Genomic DNA, 21,548 nt, shown 5'->3' with positions numbered 1-21,548 from the left:
CGTCACCGTTTTTACGGTTTCTCCATTTAGCTTACCAATCCCCTCCGAGAGCGCCAAATCGGCATTCCCGAAAAAGTTTCGGCGAGCCAATCCCTCGAAAGTCCCACGGGAGGAGAACCGCGAGATTCCAGATTACCAGTCCCGGACAGCCGCCCAGGTCAGTAACCTTCGGGGTGATGTGCGGTCCGGTTTCGAGTTCCTCTGAGTCACTCGCCAGCCCGCACCGACTGGATAACGATAGGTTCCACGTTCAGGTGCGTCAAATCGGGCCGGACTCCGCGGCGTCTGCACCAGCCACTGGCCGGTTGCGCCTGCTCCGCAGGTCTTGGCCTCCTGACCTCGCGCGGGCGCGCACCACACCCGTACGGTACGTCAAGCTTCCGTTCGCAAGGGTGTACCTGCCCCTCTGGTATGCGGCTTAAACACGCTCGGGGACACGAATCCGCGGCAGCGTACGAGACCTCTCGCCCCGCGTCGTCCTTTGGAGCCGTGGTGCCCGCCCTGCGGCTCCCGGGCGGGCACCGGGAATCTCCGCCGCGGCTACGCAGTGACGATGACACCACCTATGTTGCGCTTGCCTCGCCGCAGCACAAGATAGCGCCCGTGCAGCAGATCCTCCCCGGACGCCCGGGCCTCGACGTCGCTGACCTTCGTGTTGTTCAGGTAGGCGCCACCCTCCTGGATCGCCCGGCGCGCCGCCGACTTGCTCGGAACCAGCCCGGTGGCCGCGAGCAGGTCGACCACTGGCGGCAGCTCGTCGACGGGGCCCGCCAACTCCGCTTTCGGTACCTCCGCCAGCGCGGCGCTGAGCGTGCCGGCGTCGAGGTCTCCCAGGTCCGCCTGGCCGAACAGGGCACGGCTGGCCTCCACGACCTTGCGGCACTCCTCCTCGCCGTGCACCAGCGTGGTCAGTTCCTCCGCCAGCGCCCGTTGGGCGGCCCGGGCGGCCGGACGTTCCTCGGTCTGCCGCTCCAGGGCCTCGATCTCATCCTTGGAGCGGAAGCTGAAGACCTTGAGGAAACGGACGATGTCCCGGTCGTTGGCGTTGAACCAGAACTGGTAGAAGGCGTAGGGCGTGGTCAGTTCGGGATCGAGCCACACGCTGCCCGTCTCGGTCTTGCCGAACTTCGTCCCGTCGCTCCTGGTGAGCAGGTTCGTGGTCAGGCAGTGCGCCGGGCCGTGCGGGGCGTTCCCGTCCATTCGGCGGATCAGGTCGAGTCCTGCTGTGATGTTGCCCCACTGGTCGCTGCCGCCGATCTGCAGTGTGCAGCCGTGCCGCCGGTAGAGCTCGACGAAGTCGTACGCCTGCAGGAGCACGTAGCTGAACTCGGTGTAACTCATTCCCTCGCCGTCGAGCCGGCTCCTCACCGTCTCGCGGGCGAGCATCTGGTTGACGCTGAAGTGCTTTCCGACATCGCGCAGCAACTCGATGGCGCTCATAGCGGCAAGCCATTCGGCGTTGTTGTCGAGAATGGCGTCCGTCGGGCCTGGCCGCTCGCCTCCAGGAGTGAAGCGCAGAAACGCCGAGAGCTGGCGGCCGAGGACCCGGCCCCACTCCTCGACGGTCTCCGCCGAGTTCAGCGCGCGCTCCGCGGCGGGCTTGGGATCGCCGATAAGACCGGTCCCGCCGCCGACCAGCGCGATCGGGCGATGCCCGGCGTGCTGGAAGCGCGCCAGCGTCAGGATCTGGGTGAGGTGGCCTACGTGCAGGCTCCCCGCGGTGGGATCGAAGCCGCAATAGAGGGTGACCGGGCCATCGGCGAGTGCCTTGCGGAGTTCATCAAGGTCCGTGGTCTGCGAGAGGAGGCCTCGCCATTCGAGGTCGTCGATGATGTCGGGCACTGTGGTCTTTCCGTAGGGAGAACTACTGACTGATCCGTCCGGCGACTCGCCGGGGCCTCGGTACATCCGGCTCACCGGCTGAACCTTCTCTACGGTATCCGCTGCCCCGGATCGGTGTCGCACCGATTCCCCGCCGTACGCAGGAACGCCGGCCCCGGATGCGCCAAGCCGGCCCGCCCCCGCGCTCCACCGGATGACCGTCTCTGGCCGGATCCGGCCAGAGACGGTCATCAATTGTTAACCCGCCCCATATTCCCCCGCTCTCGAAGCGTGGGCGACTCTCGGAGAGTCCGAAAGCACCCGCTCTGCTTGGAGACTCATATGCCAGTGACCACCCGCCGTCTCGCCGGTGCGTCGACCGCCGGATTGGGGATGTTCGCCCTGTTGGTGGGCTCGGCCTCCCCCGTCCAGGCCGCCCCTCCCCCACCGCCGAGCCTCGCGGAGGCCCGATCGCAGCTCGACAGTCTCACCGTGGCGTCCGAAGAGGACGTCCCCGGCTACAGCCGCGACCTCTTCCCCCACTGGTCGGCGGTCGAGGGCAACTGCAACGCACGCGAAATGGTGCTGCAGCGCGACGGCGACAATGTCGAGGTGGGAGGCAACTGCTACCCCACATCCGGCTCCTGGACCAGCCCGTTCGACGGTGAGGTCACCGACGATCCCTCACAGGCCAGCGTCGACCATTTCGTCCCGCTGAAGGAGGCCTGGGACTCCGGTGCCGGCGATTGGTCCACCAGTCAGCGCGAGGAATTCGCCAACGATCTCGACACCCCCCAGTTGTGGGCGGTGAGCCCGTCCAGCAACAGCTCCAAAGGCGACAAGGACCCCTCCGAGTGGATGCCGACCGAGACCGGCATCCACTGCGACTACACGAGGAGCTGGATCAACGTGAAATACGAATGGGACCTCACCATCGATCCCGCGGAGGAGGGGGAACTGGAGGAGCTTCTCGACTCCACCTGCTGACCCTCTGACGGGCGCACCGGCGCGCGGGCGTTCCGCCCGCGCGCCGGTGCGCGTTACCTGCCCCGTAGTGCGCGACCCGTCAGCGGGTGCTCAGCACCTTCTCGCCCAGGTACTCGCCGATGGCCAGGGCGGAGGTCGCCGCCGGGGAGGGGGCGTTGCGGACGCAGACCACCCGGCCCCGGGTGTCGATGGCGAAGTCGTCGAGAAGGGTCCCGTCCCGGGTAAGCGCCTGGGCGCGCACTCCCGCCGGAGCAGAGCACAGGTCCTCCGCTGTGATCTCGGGAACCAGCCTGCGGGCTTCGCGCGCGAAGGCGGCGCGGGAAGCCGACACCACCATTTCGCGGGCGCCCACCGTCCAGTGGGCGCGGGCCAGCCGCCAGAGTCCCGGCCAGGCCAGGGTCTCGGCCAGGTCGCGCCGGAGAACGTCGCGGACCCGGTACCCCTCTCGCGCGGTGGCCAGGATGGCGTTGGGGCCGGCCATGACCTCTCCGTGGACGTGCCGCGTAAGATGCACGCCGAGGAACGGGTACCGCGGGTCCGGGACAGGGTAGATCAGGCCGCGCACGAGGTGCCGGCGCTCCGGGACCAGCTCGTGGTACTGCCCCCGGAAAGGGACGATGCGCGGATCGGTGTCCGCCCCCGCCATGCGGGCCAGCCGGTCGCTGTACAGCCCCCCGCAGAGGACGACGGTGTCGAACCACCGCTTCACGCGCTCACCCCGCGGATCACCGGTGAGCACCTCGGCGCCATCGGCGTCCTGGCCCAGCGCGATCACGGGACTGTCGAGCAGGACCCGGCCACCCGCCCTGCGGACATCGTCGGCGAGGGACTCCGCGACCGCGATGAAATCGGTGACGGCCGTATGCGGAGAATGCAGTCCCCCGGTTCCTTGGACGCGCGGTTCGAGCTCCCGCAGCCCTTCGGGACCGAGCCGGCGCACACCCGGGACTCCGTTGGCCTCGGCCCGGCGTTCGATGGCGTCCAGCCGCGCGGAATCGTCGGCGCTCCGGGCCACGAGGATCTTGCCGACCTCCTCGTAGGGCAACTCGCGCTCCGCGCAGTACTCGCGCAGCAGCCCTACCCCGCGCCGGCACAGCGTGGCCTTGAGCGAGCCCGGCCGGTAGTACAGCCCTGCGTGCACGACACCGCTGTTGTGCCCGGTCTGATGGGCGGCGACCCGATCCTCTTTCTCCAGCACGGTGACCCGCGCGCCGGGCCGGTTCACCGTGACCCACCGCGCCAGCGCCAGGCCGACGATCCCCGCGCCCACAATGCCGATCCGTTCGATACCCACGCGCCGCAAGGTAGCAGTGCGCTCCCTCCGGGACGCGCCGGGTCACAGGGAACGGAGCCCGGTCAGGACCGCCTGCAGGAGATCGTCCTCGCTGGGCTCGTTCGAGGGGACGCACAACACGAGGGCGCCCTCGGCGACCATCCGGGAGGCGAGCAGCCTCGTCACGCTCATCGGCAGTTCCAGGTGGGCGGCGAGCTCGACGACGGTGTGCGGGCGGCGCGCACGGTCGAGGATCTTCTCCCGCTCCGGCCGCAGGACGTCCCGGGGTTCCGGAGAGCGGGCGGCGGTCACCAGGCTCGTCAGCTCCAGCTCTGGGAGGGGAGCAACACCCTTCTCTCCCTCGTCCCCGATCTGGACGGCGAAGGGGCGGAGCAGCTTCCCGGCCCGTCGCCCTCCACCGCCCTCAACGGAGACGCTGCGCGCCGCAAACCCTCCGGCCCGTCGCCCTCCACCGCCCTCAACGGAGACGCTGCGCGCCGCAAACCCTCCGGCCCGTCGCCCTCCACCGCCCTCAACGGCTCCGCCGTCCGCGCGCGGGGCGTCTCGCGGGATGCCCCGTCCGGCTTCTCGTGCGCTCCTCCACTACCCATCACCGGTTCCACCTCCGGGAGATCTGGGCACGGCGGCGGGGCGCTGGCCCGGCAGCACCATCATCTCCTCCGTCACGTCGCCGTCGTCCGTGCTCACCGGCTCCAGCAGCTCCTGGGGCAGAACCACCGTGGCCCGCGTCCCTCCGTAGGGCGAGGGGAACAACCGCACCTTGACACCATGCCGGGCGGCCAACCGGGCCACGACGAACAATCCCAGGCGCGGTTCGTCCGGCAGCGCCATCACGTCGAACTCGGGGGCCTCGGCCAGTGTGCGCGCGGCCGAGGCGTACCCCTCCTCGGTCATACCGATGCCCCGATCCTCGACGTCGACCGCGATCCCGCCCGCGACCGGCCCGCAATTCAGGTCGACCTGCGAACCTGCCGGGGAGAACTGGGCGGCGTTCTCCACGAGCTCGGCGATGAGGTGTACGACATCGGCAACGGCCAGGCCCCGCAGCCAGACCCGCGGAGCCGAGGTGAGGCGGACGCGCTCGTAGTCCTCGGTCTCGGAAACGGCCGCGCGCAAGACGTCCACCAACGGGAGCGGGCGGCGCCAGCGGCGGGCGGACGAGGCCCCGCCGAGGATTATCAGGTTGTCGGCGTACCTGCGGGCGCGCGTGGCCAGGTGGTCCAGCCGGAAGAGTTTCTGCAGCTTGTCGAGGTCTCCTTCGTTGTCTTCGATCTCGTCGAGCAGGCGGAGTTGGCACTGCACCAGGGTTTGGTTGCGGTAGGCGATGCCGAGGAACACCCGGTTGACCCCCTTCCTGATCTCCGCCTGCTTCACGGCCGCGCCGACCGCGGTACGTTGGGCGGTGTTGAACGCATCGGCGACCTGCCCGATCTCGTCCGCACCGAAGGACAGCGCCGGCAGCTCTTCGGCCACGTCCACCCGCCGACCGCTCTGCGCCCGGGCGACGATGCCGGGCAGCCTGGTCTCGGTCAGGTTCAGGGCTTCACTGCGCAGCCGGGACAGCCGCCCGATGAGGCGGCGTGAGGAACGGGTCGCGATGACGATGGCGACGATCCCGGCCACCAACGTGACCGCGCAGCCGGCGAAACCGGCGGCGATCCGCCACAGCGCGGCGTCCCAGGCCGTGTCGGTGGCGAGCTCCGCCTGGGCGGAGACGAGATCGTCGAACGCGGGCGTCGCCCCTTGGGCCGCCTCCTCCCACTCGCTTCCACTGACCGGAATCTCGGAGTTCCAGGTGGCGGCGTCCCCGGGCTCCTCGGGCTGGCGTATGGGCGAACGGGTGACGACGCTCCTACTGAGCTGCTCGGTCTTGGCCCAGTTCCCCGACCCGATCATGTCCTCGTACTGCCGGCGGATCTCACCGCTCATGTCCTGCCGGGCCTCGGTGAGGGTGCCGCGGTAGGAGGCGGTGAGGTAGGTGAAATGCGCGGTCTCCTGATAGGAGAGGCCGTCCGCCGCGATGGCGCCGGCGAGGAGGGCTTCGGCCCGCGAGTACTCCTCACGGGCGCCCAGCAGTTCCCTGGCCAGCACGGACTCCGAGAGGCTCGCCCCGTGGTCCAGGCCGCGCAGCAGCGACGAGGTGAGGAGGGTGATGTCCTCGATCAGCGTGGTGTAGCCGAACAGCGAGGAGTCCCGGTCGGTCTCCCCTTCGCCCACCTCCGCCCGCAGACCGTCCAGCTTCCCGCCGTTCTCGAGGAAGGCGCGCGCCTTGCTGCGGACCTCGTCGTCGTCGCTGGAGCGCAAGGTGGACGCCCTTTCACGGGCTGTACCGAGGGAATCGTCGGTGCTCTCGCGCTGCTCCTCCAGCTCGCCCCGGACTCCCTCCGCATCAGGGTCTCCCAGATAGAGCTGGGTGAGCCTCCGTTCCTCCCGCAGCTCAGCCGCGATGGAGTCGAACACGGCAACACTGTCACGGCCGTTGACCACCGAAAGCATCAGAGTCCCGGCCTGGAAGGTGCCGGTCGCGGTCATGATCGCCCACAGCACAAGGAAGCTGACACTCGGGATCAGCACCATCCGCGCCAACTGCCTTCGGATGGTCTGCCTCGTTGCCGGTCCGCGTTTTCTGCCCATGGTTCCCCCAACCTGGCCGGACGCGCACGGCGGGCGCGGGTTCTCGCGGACGAGCACCGCGGCGCCCCAGAGGGAAACGACGCTACCGGACTCCCCTGCCTCCATGTGGTGAATTAATTACGATCGGTCACCTATTTCTGCGGGAGAGGCCGCACACAGGTGAGGCGGCCCCGGGTCCGGGGCCGCCTCACCTGTGTGTGCGATACCGGGTCAGCTCTCCCTGCGGTGCCGGGAGCCCGTGGGTGCGGGCAGATCCTCGACGGTGGGCGGCTCCTCGATTCCCAGCGAATTCAGTACCTCGGCATAACGCAGCGCCACGATCTTGGCCAATACGCTTCCCGCGCCGAGGGGCGCACTGGCGCGGGCTCCGTACTTCTCCGCGAGCGCGGTCACCCGCTCGGCTGGGAACTCGGGCCCGAGTGCGCTCGGCGCGATCACCGGCCGCACGCCTCCGCCCTCCTTGAGCTGGGCGAGAGCGCCCTCCAGGCTTGCCTCGTCCTCCAGATCGGCGGGCAGAACGGTGATGCCGAGCCGCGCGGCGAGCAGTACCGCGGTAACACCGGCGACGTTCACCGCCTCCTCGCCTCCCGCGGCACCGACGATGACACCGTCGGTCATGCTGGTGCTGGGGGCGACCACGCTGATCAACCGCATGCGGTCGGCGCGCACGTACCCGGCCTCGGCCAGGCGCAGGTGCAGCACTTCGGCGAGCATCGGGTGCGGCCCCAGACCGTCGGTCACGCGGACGTCGGCACCGGTCTCGTCCACGGCGGCGGAGATCGCTCTGCCCGTGGGCGGATGCGGGGCGGTCACCAGAGGAATCACGACCCCGGTCAAGGGGCGCCCTTCCTCAGGTGCGAGGTCGGCGAGGGCGTCGCCGAGACGGTGTTCCTCTCCCTCGGTGCAGCCGAACCGGATCGTGACCTCTGGTCGGTAGGAACGCACGAGGTTGACCATCTCCATGCCGATCTGCTCGGCATCAGAGTCCACACCATCCTGCGCACCCCTCCGAGAGGCGCCGGGAACAGCGAGTACAAGCGTGGGCGTGCCGACCCAACTGTCGAACGACAGTGGGTTGCGGTGCCGGCCAGAGCGACGTCGCGGAAGGTCGCGCGGGGGGAGTCTGTCCGGGTTCTGCATACTGTCAGGGTTCACGCGAGAAATGCTAACGACTCGTCGGCGATGATCATGCCCTCTGTTCGATTCCGATCGTGAAACGCAACCCTTCCACGACCGGTCATCACGTACCGCCGGAGCATAGTAGCGGTCACGGCGACATGGCGGGGCTGCGCCGCCGCATGACGTGTTCGACGAGGGCCACCAGGACGCATTTGCCCGAGCCGCGGTCCCGGGCGTCGGCCATGATGACGGGGACCTCTGCTCCGATGTCGATGGCCTCGCGCACCTCCTGCTCCGTATAGGGGCATTCGCCGTCGAAGCGGTTGACCGCCACCACGAACGGGATGTTCCGGCGTTCGAAGAAGTCCACCGCCGGGAAACAGGTTTCCAGGCGCCGGGTGTCGGCGAGCACCACCGATCCCAGCGCTCCGTCCGCGAGTTCGTCCCACATGAACCAGAACCGGCCCTGCCCGGGTGTGCCGAACAGGTAGAGCACCACCCGCTTGCCGATGGTGATCCGGCCGAAGTCCAGGGCCACCGTCGTGGTGGTCTTGTCCTCGACTCCGCCGAGGTCGTCGACCCCCATGCTGGCCTCGGTCATGACCTCCTCGGTGTTGAGCGGGGTGATCTCGCTGACCGAGCCCACCATGGTCGTCTTTCCGGCGCCGAAGCCTCCCGCGACGAGGATCTTCACCGCCGTGGGGATACCGGCTTCAGCGCCGCCGTCAGAGTCTGCGGATGCCATCGAGTACCGCCTGAAGTACGTTCATTTCGGGAAGGTCGGCCGCAGGCATGGGGTCCCGGGCGATCACGTCGCCCTCGGCGATGAGGTCGCCCAGCAGCACCCTGACCACGGTCATGGGGACGTCCAGTTGAGCGGAGATCTCCGCGACGGAGATGGGGCGGCGGCACAGCCGGAGGATGGCCGCCTGCTCGGGTTTCAGGGAGTCCCAGTCGGCGCCTTCGCGCGCCGCCATGACGATGCTGATCATGTCCAGCCCGGTGCCGCTTGAGCGGGTCCGGCCTCCGGTCATGGTGTAGGGCCGCACCAGCGGCCCGGTGTCGCTGTCCGGAGGCACGGAACCGTTCGAGCCCCCGGAAGCGGCTCCGTCCGCCGGGGGCCGCTCCTGCCGGCGGCGGAGCCCCTGGGTCGCAACCGTGTCGCGAGCCCGGGGGTCGCGCCGGATGCGCGCTCCCTCGGACCCCGCTGCCGGTTGCTGGTCTCGGGAATGTTTCATGATCACGTACCGCTCGCGATCGCGGTGGACTCGGGGAGCCGCGGCGCGGAGGTGAGGAACTGCCCGACGCGCTTGATGCGCATGTTCATCTCGTAGGCCACGAGCCCCACATCGGCGTCCTCAGTGGTCAGGACGGCCAGGCAGGCGCCCGCGCCCGCCGCCGTGACGAACAGGTAGGCGTGCTCCATCTCCACAACCGTCTGACGGACCGCCCCGCCGCCGAACTGCCGCCCGGTGCCGCGTGCCAGGCTCTGGAACGCCGAGGCCACCGCGGAGAGGTGCTCGCCGTCCTCGGCCGTCAGGTTCCGCGACAGGCCGATCAGGAGCCCATCGGCGGACAGCACGATGGCGTGCTCCGCACCGACGACGCGATCGACCAGGTCGTCGAGCAGCCAGTTCAAGTCGCCCGTGAGGTCGCTCTTCTCCACCATTACTCGCTCTCTCCCGTGTAATCGCCGGCCGGCCGGTCTGCGTGGCCCTCGCGTACACCCGCCGTGTACGCCGGTCGCCCGGGGAGCGGGCCCGAGCCGTTCCAATCGCGCTTCCCCGCGTTGTTTCCGTCGTCGATGAACGTGCCGACCTGCCATTCGGCGCCGTTCTCCCCCGGACACCGGGGCGCTTCCGCTGCCTTCTCCCCGGACTCCCTGGAGCCGTCCTCTCCCGGCCGTTCGCTCGTCCCGCTCTCCTGACCGGCTTCCCTCTCACGTCCGCGCCGCGTGCCGCTCTGGAACGCGCTGAACATCCGGCGGACGTCCTCAGGGGCACGCGCGGGCTCCTGGGCGCCGCCCTCGGGAGCCTCGTGCGCCCCGTCGCTCCGGAGCTGCGGTGCGAGGTTGGCCTGCCTGCGGCGCTTCGGCAGAGGAGGGCGGTCTCCTCCCTCCGCCGACACCGGCGGCTCCACACCACCGCTCATCCCGGTCATCGAGGCACCGGGACGTCTCCGCGGCAGGCCGGGTCTCTCCCCGGCGGAGGCTCCGCCGCCGGCGCGGACTCATTGCGCGGTGTCACGGAGTCCTCCTGCCGGCCATCCCGAGCGCCCGCCCCATCAGGAGCCAGGCCAGCGGGCGCCGTGTACTCCTCGCGGACCGGTGGTTCGCTCCGGTCGAGGCTTCCTCCGCCGGCCCGGTCGGCCACCCGGGGGCGGCCGGGCATGCGCTGCGCGGCGAGCAGGTCCCCAGGGCCCTCCTCGCGCGGCGACTCCGACTCGGCGGCCCTGACCTCCGCCGGTGTGCGGGCCGGGGCCTCGCCCGAAGCGATCAGCCCCGAGGGGACGAGGACGATCGCGCGGGTTCCTCCATAGGGCGAGGGGCACATCTGGACGTGGACGCGGTGCTTCGCGGCGAGCCGCGCCACCACGAACAGGCCCAGCCTGGCGTCCTGGTTCAGCGCCATCACGTCGAACTCGGGCACCTCGCTCAGCGTGCGGTTGGCCCCGGCCAGATCCTGCTCGCTCATCCCGAGGCCGCGGTCCTCGATCTCCACAACGACACCCTTGGGCACGGTCTCGCTGCGGATGTGCACGCTGGTGTGGGGCGGCGAGAACGCCGTGGCGTTCTCCACGAGTTCGGACAGCAGGTGGATGACGTCGGCGACGACGGAACCCGACAGCGACAGGCCCGGAACGGTCTGCAGCTTCACCCGCGCGTACTCCTCGGTCTCGGAGATCGCTCCGCGCAGGATGTCCACAAGCGGAATCGGACTGCGCCACTTGCGCCCGGGCTGCTGGCCGCCCAGGATGATCAGGTTCTCGGCGTTGCGGCGCCCTCGTGTGGCCAGGTGGTCGAGGTGGAAGAGGTTCTCCAGGAGATCGGGGTCGTCCTCTTCCCGCTCGACCCGGTCCAGCAGCCGGAGTTGGCGCTGCACCAGCGACTGGTTGCGGTGCGCGATCCCCAGGAAGACCCGGTTGGCCCCCTCCCTGACCTCCGCCTGCTTCACCGCGGCGGCCACTGCCGTGCGCTGGGCGATATTGAACGCGTCGGCGACCTGCCCCACCTCGTCGGTCCCGTGGTCGAGCTGCCTCATTTCGGTGTCCGGATCGACGTGTTCGCCGTTCTCCAGCCGCCGCACGATCCTGGGCAGCTCGTCGCGGGACAGCTCCAGGGTCTCCGCACGCAACCGTGCCAGCCGGTGGGTCAGCCGGGCCGCCGACTTCGAGGCCGCGCCGTAGGCGACGGTGCTCGCGAAGAGCGCGATGATGCCCCCGCCGAAGGCGAGGGTGAACATCCACGCACTCACGGCGTCAGTGGCGGAGATGACCTCGTGGGCCTGGGAGTCGGTGAGCACGGTGATGTCGGCGTTCGTTTCGTCGGCGGCCGCCCGCCACTGGTCGAGAGCCGGAGGCGGCTCCCCGGCGCCCTGGTCCTCGCCGTCGGCCCGCTCGGCGTCCGCGGCGAGGTCGTACTCGACGACCTCGTCGGCCAGGTCGTTCAGCCGCCCCCAATGCCCGCTTTCGACCAGGTCTTCGTGAGCGCGCGCGGCCTCTCCGCGCAGGGACGGGCCGATGGCTCCCATCCGCTGCCGGAGATCGGCGATGAGAGCGGCGAAGCGCGTCTGCTCCTCCGGTGCCAGCTCCCCTACCGTGATCGTCCCGCTCAGCAGCGCGTCAGCGCGCGTGAAGTGGTCCTGGGCGCGCATCAGGTCGACGGCGTCGGCACTGGCCGAGGCGGACGGACCGTCCTCCAGGAGGCGGCCCAGAGCATCGTAGACCCGGATTCCGCGGTCGACGATGCCGTCGTAGGCCGCGATCGCCGTCCCGGTGTCGAAGTCCCCGGACATGACGTGATCGCGTAATTCGTTCCGTCCGTCGAGGGCGGCGAAGAAGCCGCTCGCCGCCTCGGCGGCGGTGGCGTCGCCACGGCCGCGGAGACCGTCGCCGCGCGCTTCGATCTCCCGTACCGCGTTGTCGGTGACAGAGATCTGCCGCCGCAGCGCCTGCAACGTCTCTTCGGAAGGTGAACCGAGATACTCGGCCGCCGTCCGCCGCTCCTTCTGGAACTCGGCGACGGCGTGGTAGAGGTGGACGCTGCTCCGGCCGTCGCCGGTAGCCACGCGCAGCGAGACGGCCTGCGTGAGCGTCCCCGTGCTCAACACCGCGAACAGCACCAGGAAGGTGACGCTGGGAATGAGTACGATCCTGTTGAGCTGCGCTCTGATGCTGCGATCGGTGCCGCCCGACTGGCCCATTCAGTTCCTCCCACGGACACGGCCGTGGACACCCCGGACGGTCTCCGGAGGGGTCGCCTCGGCCACCGGAGAGAAGACACCGTAGTGGCGCCACTTCCCGGAAGCGCGATTGCATGGACGCGCGAGCCGTCGTTACTCCCCCGAATGACACGGGACCCGCCCCCTGTACCCTTCGTGCAGAGGACGATACCCATGGTGCCCACAGTTTCCGGACGCTACAGCATCACTCCGGAGCGTGAAGGCGCTTTTACCGAAATCCCGGTGGGCCCGCCCGCGCTCCGGGCCATCGGGTGGGACAACGCAACGGGCCGCGGCGCGGAGGCGCTGTGCCTCCGCGCCGCGGCCGCCGCCCCGGTGGTGCGGGACGCGTCCACGCACGGTGCGCGGGCTCGGGAGTCAGCCCGCGCCGGCCGCGTAGTCCCGGTGGTCGGCGATGGTGGCGCGCAGCCGCTCCATCTGCTCCTTGACGCGTACCGGTGCCGTGCCGCCCTTGCCCGAACGGGACTCCAGCGAGCCCGAGACCGTCAGTACGTCGCGCACCCCCGAGGTCAGCCGCGGCGAGATCGCGGCGAGGTCCTCCTCGGTGAGACCGGAGAGTTCGATGCCGCGCTCCTCGCAGACGCGCACGCACGCCCCGGCGATCTCATGGGCCTCGCGGAAGGGCACACGCTGCCGGACCAGCCACTCGGCGATGTCGGTGGCCAGCGAGAAGCCCTCAGGGGCCAGCTCCGCCATGCGCTCGCGGTTGAACCTCAGCGTGGCGACCATACCGGTACAGGCGGGCAGCAGCAGCCGCAGGCTGTCGACGGCGTCGAACACCGGCTCCTTGTCCTCCTGCAGGTCCCGGTTGTAGGCCAGCGGCAGTCCTTTGAGCGTCGTGAGCAGGCCGGTGAGGTCGCCGACGAGCCGTCCCGCCTTGCCCCGGGCCAGTTCGGCGATATCGGGGTTCTTCTTCTGCGGCATGATCGAGGAGCCGGTGGAGAACGCGTCGTCCAGCGTGACGAACGAGAACTCCTTCGTGGCCCAGATGATGATCTCCTCGGAGAGGCGCGAGAGGTCCACGCCGGTCATCGCACAGGCGAAACCGAACTCCGCGATCACGTCACGGGCCGCTGTGCCGTCGATGGAGTTCTCCGCCGCAGCGGGGAATCCCAGCTCCGCGGCGACCGCTTCGGGGTCCAGGCCCAGCGAGGAGCCGGCCAGCGCCCCGGAGCCATACGCGGAAACCGCGGCGCGCCCGTCCCAGTCGCGCAACCGCTCCACATCGCGGACCAGCGGCCACGCGTGCGCCATGAGGTGGTGGGCGAGCAGCACCGGCTGTGCGTGCTGCAGGTGGGTGCGGCCGGGCATGGCGACATCGATGTTCGCCTGCGCCTGGTCGGCGAGTGCCGATACCAGGTCCAGCAGCTCGCCCGCGATGGCGCGCGCCTGCTCGCGCAGGTACATCCGGACGAGCGTGGCGATCTGGTCGTTGCGGGAGCGGCCGGCCCGCAGCCGACCGCCCAGGTCCGCCCCGACGCGTTCGAGGAGCCCGCGTTCCAGCGCCGTGTGGACGTCCTCGTCCTCCAGGACCGGGGTGAACTCCCCCGAGGCCACGTCGGCCTCCAGACGGTCCAGCCCGGCCAGCATCCGCTGGAGCTCCTCGTCGGTGAGCAGGCCCGCCCTGTGCAGCACGCGCGCGTGTGCGCGGGAGCCGGCGATGTCGTGGCGGGCCAGGCGCCAGTCGAAGTGGGTGCTCAGGGAGAGCCGGGCCAGCGCCTCGGAGGGGCCGCCGGCGAACCGGCCGCCCCACAGCCGGGTGGCCTGGGTGTCGGGCTCATCAGCACGTCGGGTCCTTTCGGTGCCGAGAATGCGGGTCTCAGCCGTGTACATGTGTCCCGGCCCGCTGCCATACGCGTTCGGCCGGGACCGGCGGCGGGTGCGGGAGGTCAGGACATCCTCTGGTCGCGCAGGCTCGCGATCTTGGCGGGCATACTCCAGACGTCGATGAACCCGCGGGCCATGGTCTGGTCGTAGGCGTCGCCGGTGTCGTAGGTGGCGAGCTCGTAGTTGTACAGCGATGCCTCGCTGCGCCGCCCGGTGACGACGGCGCGGCCGCCGTTCAACTCCAGCCGGATGTCGCCCGTCACGTGCCGGTTGGCGTCCTTGACGAAGCCGTCGAGGGCGCTCTTCAGGGGGGAGTACCAGAGGCCGTCGTAGACGAGCTCGCCCCAGCGCTGGTCCACCCCCCGTTTGAAGCGGGCGAGCTCCCGCTCGACGGTGACGTTCTCCAGTTCCTGGTGCGCGGTGATCAGAGCGATCGCGCCAGGGGCCTCGTAGACCTCGCGGCTCTTGATCCCCACCAGCCGGTCCTCGACCATGTCGATCCGGCCCACGCCGTGGGCGCCGGCCCGCCGGTTCATCTCCTCGATGACCTGCAACGGGGTGAGTTCCTTGCCGTCGATGGCCGTGGGGACACCGGCGGTGAAGGTGATCACGACCTCGTCGGGCTCCCGCGGGACGGCCGGGTCATCGCTGTAGGAGTAGACGTCCTCGACCGGAGAGTTCCAGATGTCCTCCAGGAACCCGGTCTCCACCGCACGGCCGAAGAGGTTCTGGTCGATGGAGTAGGGCGACTTCTTGGTGACGTCGATCGGCAGGCCCTTCTCCTCGGCGAAGGCGATGGCCTTGTCCCGGGTCATCCCGGAGTCGCGCACGGGGGCCAGCACCCTCAGCTCCGGGTGCAGCGCGGCGAGGCCGGCCTCGAAGCGCACCTGGTCGTTGCCCTTTCCCGTGCAGCCGTGGGAGACCAGGGTGGCGTTGTGATAGCGGGCCGCGTCGGCCAGGTGCTTGACGATCAGGGGCCGTGAGAGCGCCGAGACCAGCGGGTAGCGGTCCATGTAGAGGGCGTTGGCCTGCAGCGCGGGGACGCAGTATTCGTTGGCGAACTCGTCCTTGGCGTCGGCCACGACGGCCTCCACGGCGCCGCAGTCGAGCGCCCGCTGCCGGATGACGTCGAGGTCCTCACCTCCCTGGCCGCAGTCGATGGCCACGGCCACGACCTCGGCTCCGGTCTCCTCGGCGATCCATCCGATGGCGACGGAGGTGTCGAGACCCCCCGAGTACGCGAGTACCACCCGCTCGGTCATGAGAGTTTCTCCTTGAATTCGGTCTGTCAGGTGCCGGTGCGCCTTCGTCCCCGCCCGGTGGGCGGGCGGCCCGGGGACTTCTGCGCCTGTGGTCGTTTTTGCGGCTGTTCTCGTTTCCGGGCCCGGTCGCGGTGTTCAGGGACGCCGGTTGGCGAGGCGCAACAGCGCCGAGGCCAGCTCCTCGCCTCCTTCGGGGGCGCGGGCGATCACCAGGATGGTGTCGTCGCCGGCGATGGTCCCGAGGATCGCGTGAATGTCGGTGTGGTCGATCGCCGATGCCAGGTACTGGGCCGCCCCGGGGGGAGTGCGGACGATGACCATGTTTCCCGAGGCCTCCGCCGAAACCAGCAGGTCCTCGGCGAGGCGGGTCAGGCGTGCGTTGGAGACGTGTTCCAGGTCGTAGCTGCCGGGGCGCGCCCGTTGCAGACGCTCGCCGCCCTCTCCGGGCAGGACGTAGACCAGGCTTCCGTCGACGGTACGGAGCTTCACCGCTCCCAGTTCGTCCAGGTCGCGCGAAAGCGTGGCCTGGGTGACCTGCACCCCGCTGTCGGCCAGCAGCCGCGCCAGCTCACTCTGGGAACGGACGTCGTTCCTGGTGAGCGCCTCGGTGATGCGGGCGTGGCGGGCGGCCTTGGTCATGGGCGCCGCCCCGTCACCGTCAACGGTCATCCTCGTCCGCCCCCTCGGCCGGGCGTCCCGAGCAGGAAGGCGAGCAGCGCCTTCTGCGCGTGCAGGCGATTCTCCGCCTGGTCCCAGACCGCGCTGTGCTCCCCGTCGATGACGGAGGCGGTGATCTCCTCCCCCCGGTGGGCGGGCAGGCAGTGCAGCACGATCGCGTCCGGAGCGGCGAGCCCGACCTTGGTGTCGTCCAGTGTGTAGGGGTGGAACGGGGTGTCGCGTTCAGCGGCTTCGGCCTCCTGGCCCATGGAGGTCCACACGTCCGTGGCGAGGACATCGGCGCCGCGCGCCGCCTCGGCCGGGTCCTCGATGACGCGGACCGATCCGCCCGTACGCTCGGCGATCTCCTCGGCCCGGGTGAACACGGCGGTATCGGGCCGGTACCCCGCCGGTGCCGCGACCCGGACGTGCATGCCGGCGGTCGCCCCGCCCAGCAGGTAGGAGTGCGCCATGTTGTTGCCGCCGTCGCCGAAGTAGCCGAGGGCGAGCCCGGCCGTGCGGCCCCTGTAGTCGCGGACCGTCTGCAGGTCGGCGAGGATCTGGCACGGGTGGAAGGCGTCGGTGAGCGCGTTGACGACGGGGACCCTGCTCACCCGCGCCATGGCTTCCAGACGCTGCTGCTCGAAGGTCCGCCAGACGACGGCGGCGACCTGGCGCTCCAGTACCCGCGCCGTGTCCTCGACCGGTTCACCGCGGCCCATCTGGCTACTCTGGGCGTCGATGACGAGGGGGTGCCCGCCGAGCTCGGAGACGCCGACCGCGAACGACACGCGCGTGCGCGTGGAGGGCTTGTCGAACAGCAGCGCGACGGTGCGCGGCCCCTCCAGCGGCCGGTGGCCGAAGCGGTCCTTCTTCAATGCCTCGGCCAGGTCGAGGACCTCGGCCTGCTCCGCGGGTGTGAGGTCGTCGTCTCGGAGGAAATGCCGGGTCGCAGGGGTCATGCTGGGGTCTCCTCTGCTGCGGACTGGTCGAGGATCGCCGGCAGCGCGCCGGTGAATTCGAGGATCTCCTCGCGGGAGATCGTGAGGGGCGGCGCGATGCGAAGGACATCAGGGGTGACCGCGTTGACCAGGAAGCCGTGCTCCGCGGAGCGGGTCTGGACGTTCGCGGCGGCCTGCGAGGACAGCCGCACACCGCGCCATAGCCCGGCACCGCGCACCTCCGCCACCAGCGGGCTGTCCACTGAGGTGATCTCCTCGGCGAGGAGCCCTCCGAGCTCCGCGGCGGCGGCGAGGAGCCCGTCGGTCTCAATGGTGTCGAGGACGGCCAGCGCCGCCGCGCACGCCACGGGGTTACCCCCGAACGTGGAGCCGTGGTCCCCCTTGGCGAACGCGGTCGCGTACCGGCCGAACCCCACGCAGGCGCCGATGGGCAGGCCGCCTCCCAGTCCCTTGGCCAGGGTGAGGACGTCGGGCAGCACCCCTTCGGCCTGGTGGGCGAACCAGTGGCCGGTCCGCCCGATGCCACTCTGGACCTCGTCGAGGACGAAGGCGGCACCCGTGGCGTCGCAGATACCGCGGACCTCGGCCAGGTAGCCGTCGCTCGCGGGAAGCACGCCCGCCTCGCCCTGGACGGGTTCGACGAAGACCGCGGCGCAGGAGTCGTCCACGGCGTCGCGCAGCACGCCGGGATCGCCGTAGGGCACGAACCGGACGTCCACGCCGAACGGCCCGAAGGGGGCGCGGAAGGCGGGTTTGCCGGTGAGCGCGAGGGCCCCGGAGGTGCGGCCGTGGAACCCGCCGTCGGTGCTGACGATCGTCGGCCGGCCCGCTCCGGCCGCGCGCTTGACGAGCTTCAGCGCTGCTTCGTTGGCCTCGGCTCCGGAGTTGGCGAAGAACACCCGGATATCCCCCGGATCGCTCGCTGTCCCGTCCCGGAGCAGGGCGATGAGCCGCTCGGCGAGTTCCACGGCGCGCTCGTGCACGAACAGGTTGCTGGTGTGCGCCAGGGTGGCGGCCTGCTCCGCGACCGCCTTCACCAGCACCGGATGGCCGTGGCCGAGCGCGGAGACGGCGATACCGGCGATGAGGTCCAGATAGCTGCGGCCGTCGGTGTCCCAGACCCGGCACCCCTCGCCGCGGGCCAGCGCGATCGGCGGCGTCCCGTAGTTGGGCATGAGAGCCGCCTCGAAGCGCGCCCGGAGTTCGCTTCCCGACGTCACGTGTCCTCGCCTTCGTAGATGTCGACGGGCTCGGTGGGCTCATCGGCCTCGGCCACGACCATCGTTCCGATCCCCTCGTTGGTGAACACCTCCAGCAGCATGGAGTCGGGGATGCGCCCGTCGAGGATGTGCGCCTGGGGGACCCCGCACCGCACCGCGCGCAGGCAGGCCTCCATCTTCGGCGCCATTCCCGACGACAGCTCGGGCAGCATCCCCTCCAGCTCGCTGGCGGTGAGCATGCTGATCAGCTCCTCGCAGGCCGGGTAGTCGGCGTACAGCCCTTCGACATCGGTCAGCATGATGAGCTTCGCGGCGTCCAGCGCGATCGCGATCGCCGCGGCCGCGGTGTCCGCGTTGACGTTGTACACGCCCTCATCGGAACGGGCGATGCCGGAGACGACCGGGACCCGGCCGTCGTCCAGCAGCGTCTGCACCACACCCGGTTGCACCTCGACGACCTCGCCGACCAGGCCGATGTCCACGGGCGAGCCGTCGACCATGGCCGGTTTGCGCTCGGCGGTGAGCAGGTGGGCGTCCTCACCGGAGATACCGACGGCGAACGGGCCGTGCGCGTTGATCAGACCGACGATCTCCCGGTTGACCTGGCCGACCAGAACCATGCGGACGACGTCCATGGTCTCGGAGGTCGTGACCCGCAGCCCGCCGGCGAACGAGCTCTGCACGCCGAGCCGATCGAGGTGTTCGGTGATCTGCGGTCCACCGCCGTGCACGACAACAGGGCGCAGTCCGGCGTAGCGCAGGAAGACGATGTTCTCGGCGAACCGGGACTGGAGCCGAGGGTCGGTCATCGCGTTGCCGCCGTACTTGACCACCACCGTCTTACCGTGGAAGCGGCTCAGCCACGGGAGTGCTTCGATGAGGGCGTTGGCCTTGCTCTCCGCGTCACTCATCCGCATCGCGGGCTCCTCTCCAGGGCTGTACTCACGCGTGCTCACGTGCTGTAGGCCGAGTTCTCGTGGACGTACTCGACCGTCAGGTCTGTGGTCCACACGGTGGCGGCCGAACTGCCGGCGGAGAGGTCAACGGTAACGGTCACCTCGCGCGGCCCCAAGTCGACCTTCGAGCGGTCGTCGCCGACAGCGCCGCGGCGGCAGACCCACACCCCGTTGATGGCCACATTGAGCTGTTCGGGTTCGAACGCGGCGTCGGTGGTTCCGACGGCGGCGAGGACTCTGCCCCAGTTGGGATCCTGCCCGTAGATCGCGCACTTGAACAGGGCGTTGCGGGCGATCGTCCGGGCCACGGTAACGGCGTCGTCCTCGTCGGCCGCGCCGACGACCTCGATCGCGATGGTCTTCGAGGCGCCCTCGGCGTCGGCGATGAGCTGACGGGCGAGGTCGTCGCAGACCTCGGTGAGCAGCGCGCCGAACTCCTCCTCGTCGGGTACGGCACCGGAGGCGCCGCTGGCCATCAGGACAACGGTGTCGTTGGTGGAGAGGCAGCCGTCGGAGTCGATGCGGTCGAACGTGCGGGCGGCCGCGGCGCGCAGCGCGCGGTCGCACTGCTCGGGTGTGAGCTCGGCATCGGTCGTGATGACCGAGAGCATGGTGGCCAGTGCCGGGGCGAGCATGCCGGCGCCTTTGGCCATCCCCCCGACGGTGTACCCGGCTCCGCTGCCGGACTCCCGTTTGAAGGCGATCTTGGCGACGCTGTCCGTGGTGCGGATGGCGTCCGCCGCGTCGAGCCCGCCGTCCCGAGCGGCCGCGGCGATCGCGGCGTCGACCCCGGACAGCAGTTCCGGCATCGCCAGCCGCTCGCCGATGAGGCCCGTGGAGCAGACCACGACCTCGCCGGAGGAGTCCTCCAGCGCCGCGCCGGCCCGCTCGGCGGTGGCATGCGTGTCCTGGAAGCCGGGCGCGCCGGTGCAGGCGTTGGCGCCACCGGAGTTCAGGACGACGGCGCGCACCCGGCCGCCTTTGACGACCTGCTCCGACCAGAGGACGGGGGCGGCTTTGACCCGGTTGCGGGTGAACACGGCAGCGGCGGCGCGCGACGGGCCGTCGTTGACGACGACGGCGACATCCCGGGCACCGGCCGGCTTGAGGCCGGCGCTGACTCCGGCGGCCCGGAATCCGAGGGGGGCGGTGACGCTCACGGTGGAACCTTTCGTTCGCGCCGTCCTCCCGTTCCGGGCGGATCGGCGGACAAGAATGACGTGCGGCGGCCTCGCGGGGGTGCTCTACGGAGCGAGGCCCGCCACGGGCAGCCCAGTGGTCTCGGGCAGGCCGAGCGCGATGTTCGCGCTCTGCACGGCGCCGCCCGCAGTGCCTTTGGTCAGGTTGTCGAGGGCCGCGATCGCGACCAGACGTCCCGCGGCCTCGTCCACCGTGGCCTGGATCAACGCGGTGTTGGCCCCCAAGGTCATGGCGGTGGTCGGCCACGTCCCCTCTGGCAGCAGGCGCGCGAAGGGCTCGGCCGAGAGTCGTCGTCGGTAGGCGTCTCTGACCCGGTCCTCCGTGACACCGGGATTGACCGGCGCGGAGCACGTGGCGAGGATCCCCCGGGGCATCGGGGCCAGCACCGGGGTGAAGGACAGCGTGACGGCGGTACCGGCGATGGCGGAGAGGTTCTGCACGATCTCCGGGTTGTGCCGGTGCGTGCCGCCAACGCCGTACGGAGCGACCGACCCCATGATCTCGCTGCCGAGCAGGTGCGGCTTGGGCGCCTTCCCCGCGCCGGAGGTCCCGGTGACCGCGACCACGACGACATCGGGCCGGACCAGGTCCTCGGCGAGCGCCGGGAGCAGCGCGAGCGTGGCCGTCGTGACGTGGCACCCGGGCACCGCGATGCGACTGGCCGCGGCGAGCGCCTCGCGCCCCCCCGGCAGTTCGGGCAGACCGTACGGCCAGGTACCGGCGTGCGGGGAACCGTAGAACCTCTCCCACGCAGCGGGGTCGGAGAGCCGGAAGTCGGCGCCGCAGTCCACGACGAGCACACCCTCGCCGAGCCGCTCGGCGATCTCCTTGGACTGGCCGTGCGGCAGGGCCAGGAAGACGACGTCGTGCTCCGCGAGGGTGTCCGCGGTGGTCTCGGTCAGGACGCGGTCGGCCAGCGGAAGGAGATGCGGCTGGTGCTCGCCCAGGCGGGTGCCGGCGTTGCCGCCCGCTGTGAGCGCCCCGATCTCGATGCTGGGGTGCGAGATCAGGATGCGCAGCAGCTCACCTCCCGCGTAGCCGCTAGCGCCGGCGATGGCCGCCGTGAACCCCATTGCTCCGTCTCCCCGTGCTCTCCCGTACGCGGAACACTACTTGAACCATCATGCACTCTAATGCAAGAGTATGCAA

General features: G+C 70.3%; 19 protein-coding genes. 1 reads left to right on the top strand and 18 read right to left on the bottom strand.

What is annotated here, in order from left to right; translation table 11 throughout:
* Positions 1 to 540 precede the first annotated feature (540 nt).
* The gene (gene tyrS, locus VS93_RS13295) at positions 541 to 1,842 is read right to left on the bottom strand and encodes a tyrosine--tRNA ligase (RefSeq protein ID WP_046470262.1); all 1,302 of its coding nucleotides are present in this window, start codon (positions 1,840 to 1,842) and stop codon (positions 541 to 543) included.
* A 321-nt stretch (positions 1,843 to 2,163) separates the two neighbouring features.
* Here tyrS and VS93_RS13290 point away from each other — a divergent pair, with 321 nt between their 5' ends.
* Positions 2,164 to 2,808, top strand: coding sequence for an HNH endonuclease family protein (locus VS93_RS13290; protein ID WP_046470261.1), 645 nt, complete (start codon positions 2,164 to 2,166; stop codon positions 2,806 to 2,808).
* Between the two features lie 79 nt (positions 2,809 to 2,887).
* Here VS93_RS13290 and lhgO read toward each other — a convergent pair whose 3' ends face one another.
* The 17 genes from lhgO to argC all read right to left on the bottom strand — a co-directional run bounded on the left by lhgO (position 2,888) and on the right by argC (position 21,472).
* Positions 2,888 to 4,102 carry an L-2-hydroxyglutarate oxidase gene (gene lhgO, locus VS93_RS13285; protein ID WP_046470260.1) on the bottom strand — a complete coding sequence of 405 codons (1,215 nt, stop codon included), beginning with the start codon at positions 4,100 to 4,102 and terminating at the stop codon, positions 2,888 to 2,890.
* Positions 4,103 to 4,144: 42 nt separating this feature from the next.
* Positions 4,145 to 4,453 carry a DUF742 domain-containing protein gene (locus tag VS93_RS13280; RefSeq protein ID WP_052745730.1) on the bottom strand — a complete coding sequence of 103 codons (309 nt, stop codon included), beginning with the start codon at positions 4,451 to 4,453 and terminating at the stop codon, positions 4,145 to 4,147.
* 231 nt (positions 4,454 to 4,684) lie between these two features.
* The gene (locus tag VS93_RS13275) at positions 4,685 to 6,679 is read right to left on the bottom strand and encodes a sensor histidine kinase (RefSeq protein ID WP_052745729.1); all 1,995 of its coding nucleotides are present in this window, start codon (positions 6,677 to 6,679) and stop codon (positions 4,685 to 4,687) included.
* A gap of 267 nt (positions 6,680 to 6,946) precedes the next feature.
* Positions 6,947 to 7,876, bottom strand: coding sequence for a sirohydrochlorin chelatase (locus tag VS93_RS13270; RefSeq protein WP_046470257.1), 930 nt, complete (start codon positions 7,874 to 7,876; stop codon positions 6,947 to 6,949).
* 127 nt (positions 7,877 to 8,003) lie between these two features.
* Positions 8,004 to 8,600 carry a GTP-binding protein gene (locus VS93_RS13265; protein WP_046470256.1) on the bottom strand — a complete coding sequence of 199 codons (597 nt, stop codon included), beginning with the start codon at positions 8,598 to 8,600 and terminating at the stop codon, positions 8,004 to 8,006.
* Positions 8,581 to 8,934, bottom strand: a complete 354-nt coding sequence (locus VS93_RS31630) for a DUF742 domain-containing protein (RefSeq protein ID WP_394298819.1) — start codon at positions 8,932 to 8,934, stop codon at positions 8,581 to 8,583. Before VS93_RS31630 ends, VS93_RS13265 begins: the two co-directional genes overlap by 20 nt.
* Positions 8,935 to 9,095: 161 nt before the next feature.
* Positions 9,096 to 9,524 (bottom strand): roadblock/LC7 domain-containing protein, encoded by a 429-nt coding sequence (locus VS93_RS13255; protein WP_046470255.1) that lies wholly within the window; start codon positions 9,522 to 9,524, stop codon positions 9,096 to 9,098.
* Entirely contained in the window at positions 9,524 to 10,015 is a 492-nt protein-coding gene (locus VS93_RS29175; RefSeq protein WP_156184816.1) for a hypothetical protein, read from the bottom strand. Before VS93_RS29175 ends, VS93_RS13255 begins: the two co-directional genes overlap by 1 nt.
* Positions 10,012 to 12,276: a sensor histidine kinase gene (locus tag VS93_RS13250; protein ID WP_156184815.1), complete on the bottom strand. Its 2,265-nt coding sequence runs from the start codon at positions 12,274 to 12,276 to the stop codon at positions 10,012 to 10,014. Before VS93_RS13250 ends, VS93_RS29175 begins: the two co-directional genes overlap by 4 nt.
* Before the next feature lie 396 nt (positions 12,277 to 12,672).
* Positions 12,673 to 14,148 (bottom strand): argininosuccinate lyase, encoded by a 1,476-nt coding sequence (gene argH / locus VS93_RS13245; RefSeq protein WP_046470254.1) that lies wholly within the window; start codon positions 14,146 to 14,148, stop codon positions 12,673 to 12,675.
* 56 nt (positions 14,149 to 14,204) lie between these two features.
* Positions 14,205 to 15,404 (bottom strand): argininosuccinate synthase, encoded by a 1,200-nt coding sequence (locus tag VS93_RS13240; protein WP_046470253.1) that lies wholly within the window; start codon positions 15,402 to 15,404, stop codon positions 14,205 to 14,207.
* Positions 15,405 to 15,539: 135 nt separating this feature from the next.
* Positions 15,540 to 16,073: an arginine repressor gene (locus tag VS93_RS13235; RefSeq protein ID WP_046470252.1), complete on the bottom strand. Its 534-nt coding sequence runs from the start codon at positions 16,071 to 16,073 to the stop codon at positions 15,540 to 15,542.
* Positions 16,070 to 17,023, bottom strand: coding sequence for an ornithine carbamoyltransferase (gene argF / locus VS93_RS13230; RefSeq protein ID WP_046470251.1), 954 nt, complete (start codon positions 17,021 to 17,023; stop codon positions 16,070 to 16,072). Before argF ends, VS93_RS13235 begins: the two co-directional genes overlap by 4 nt.
* Positions 17,020 to 18,243, bottom strand: coding sequence for an acetylornithine transaminase (locus tag VS93_RS13225; RefSeq protein WP_046470250.1), 1,224 nt, complete (start codon positions 18,241 to 18,243; stop codon positions 17,020 to 17,022). Before VS93_RS13225 ends, argF begins: the two co-directional genes overlap by 4 nt.
* Positions 18,240 to 19,160, bottom strand: a complete 921-nt coding sequence (gene argB / locus VS93_RS13220; RefSeq protein ID WP_046470249.1) for an acetylglutamate kinase — start codon at positions 19,158 to 19,160, stop codon at positions 18,240 to 18,242. The genes VS93_RS13225 and argB overlap by 4 nt, the downstream gene beginning before the upstream one ends.
* A gap of 35 nt (positions 19,161 to 19,195) precedes the next feature.
* Positions 19,196 to 20,359, bottom strand: a complete 1,164-nt coding sequence (gene argJ / locus VS93_RS13215) for a bifunctional glutamate N-acetyltransferase/amino-acid acetyltransferase ArgJ (RefSeq protein WP_046470248.1) — start codon at positions 20,357 to 20,359, stop codon at positions 19,196 to 19,198.
* A gap of 84 nt (positions 20,360 to 20,443) precedes the next feature.
* Positions 20,444 to 21,472, bottom strand: a complete 1,029-nt coding sequence (gene argC, locus VS93_RS13210; protein ID WP_046470247.1) for an N-acetyl-gamma-glutamyl-phosphate reductase — start codon at positions 21,470 to 21,472, stop codon at positions 20,444 to 20,446.
* Between the last annotated feature and the right edge of the window lie 76 nt (positions 21,473 to 21,548).

Origin of the sequence: Allosalinactinospora lopnorensis (assembly GCF_000981225.1) — a bacterium.
GTDB lineage: Bacteria > Actinomycetota > Actinomycetes > Streptosporangiales > Streptosporangiaceae > Allosalinactinospora > Allosalinactinospora lopnorensis.
The sequence above is the reverse complement of the archived record's forward strand: the minus strand, read 5'-3'. Positions and strand labels throughout refer to the sequence as shown.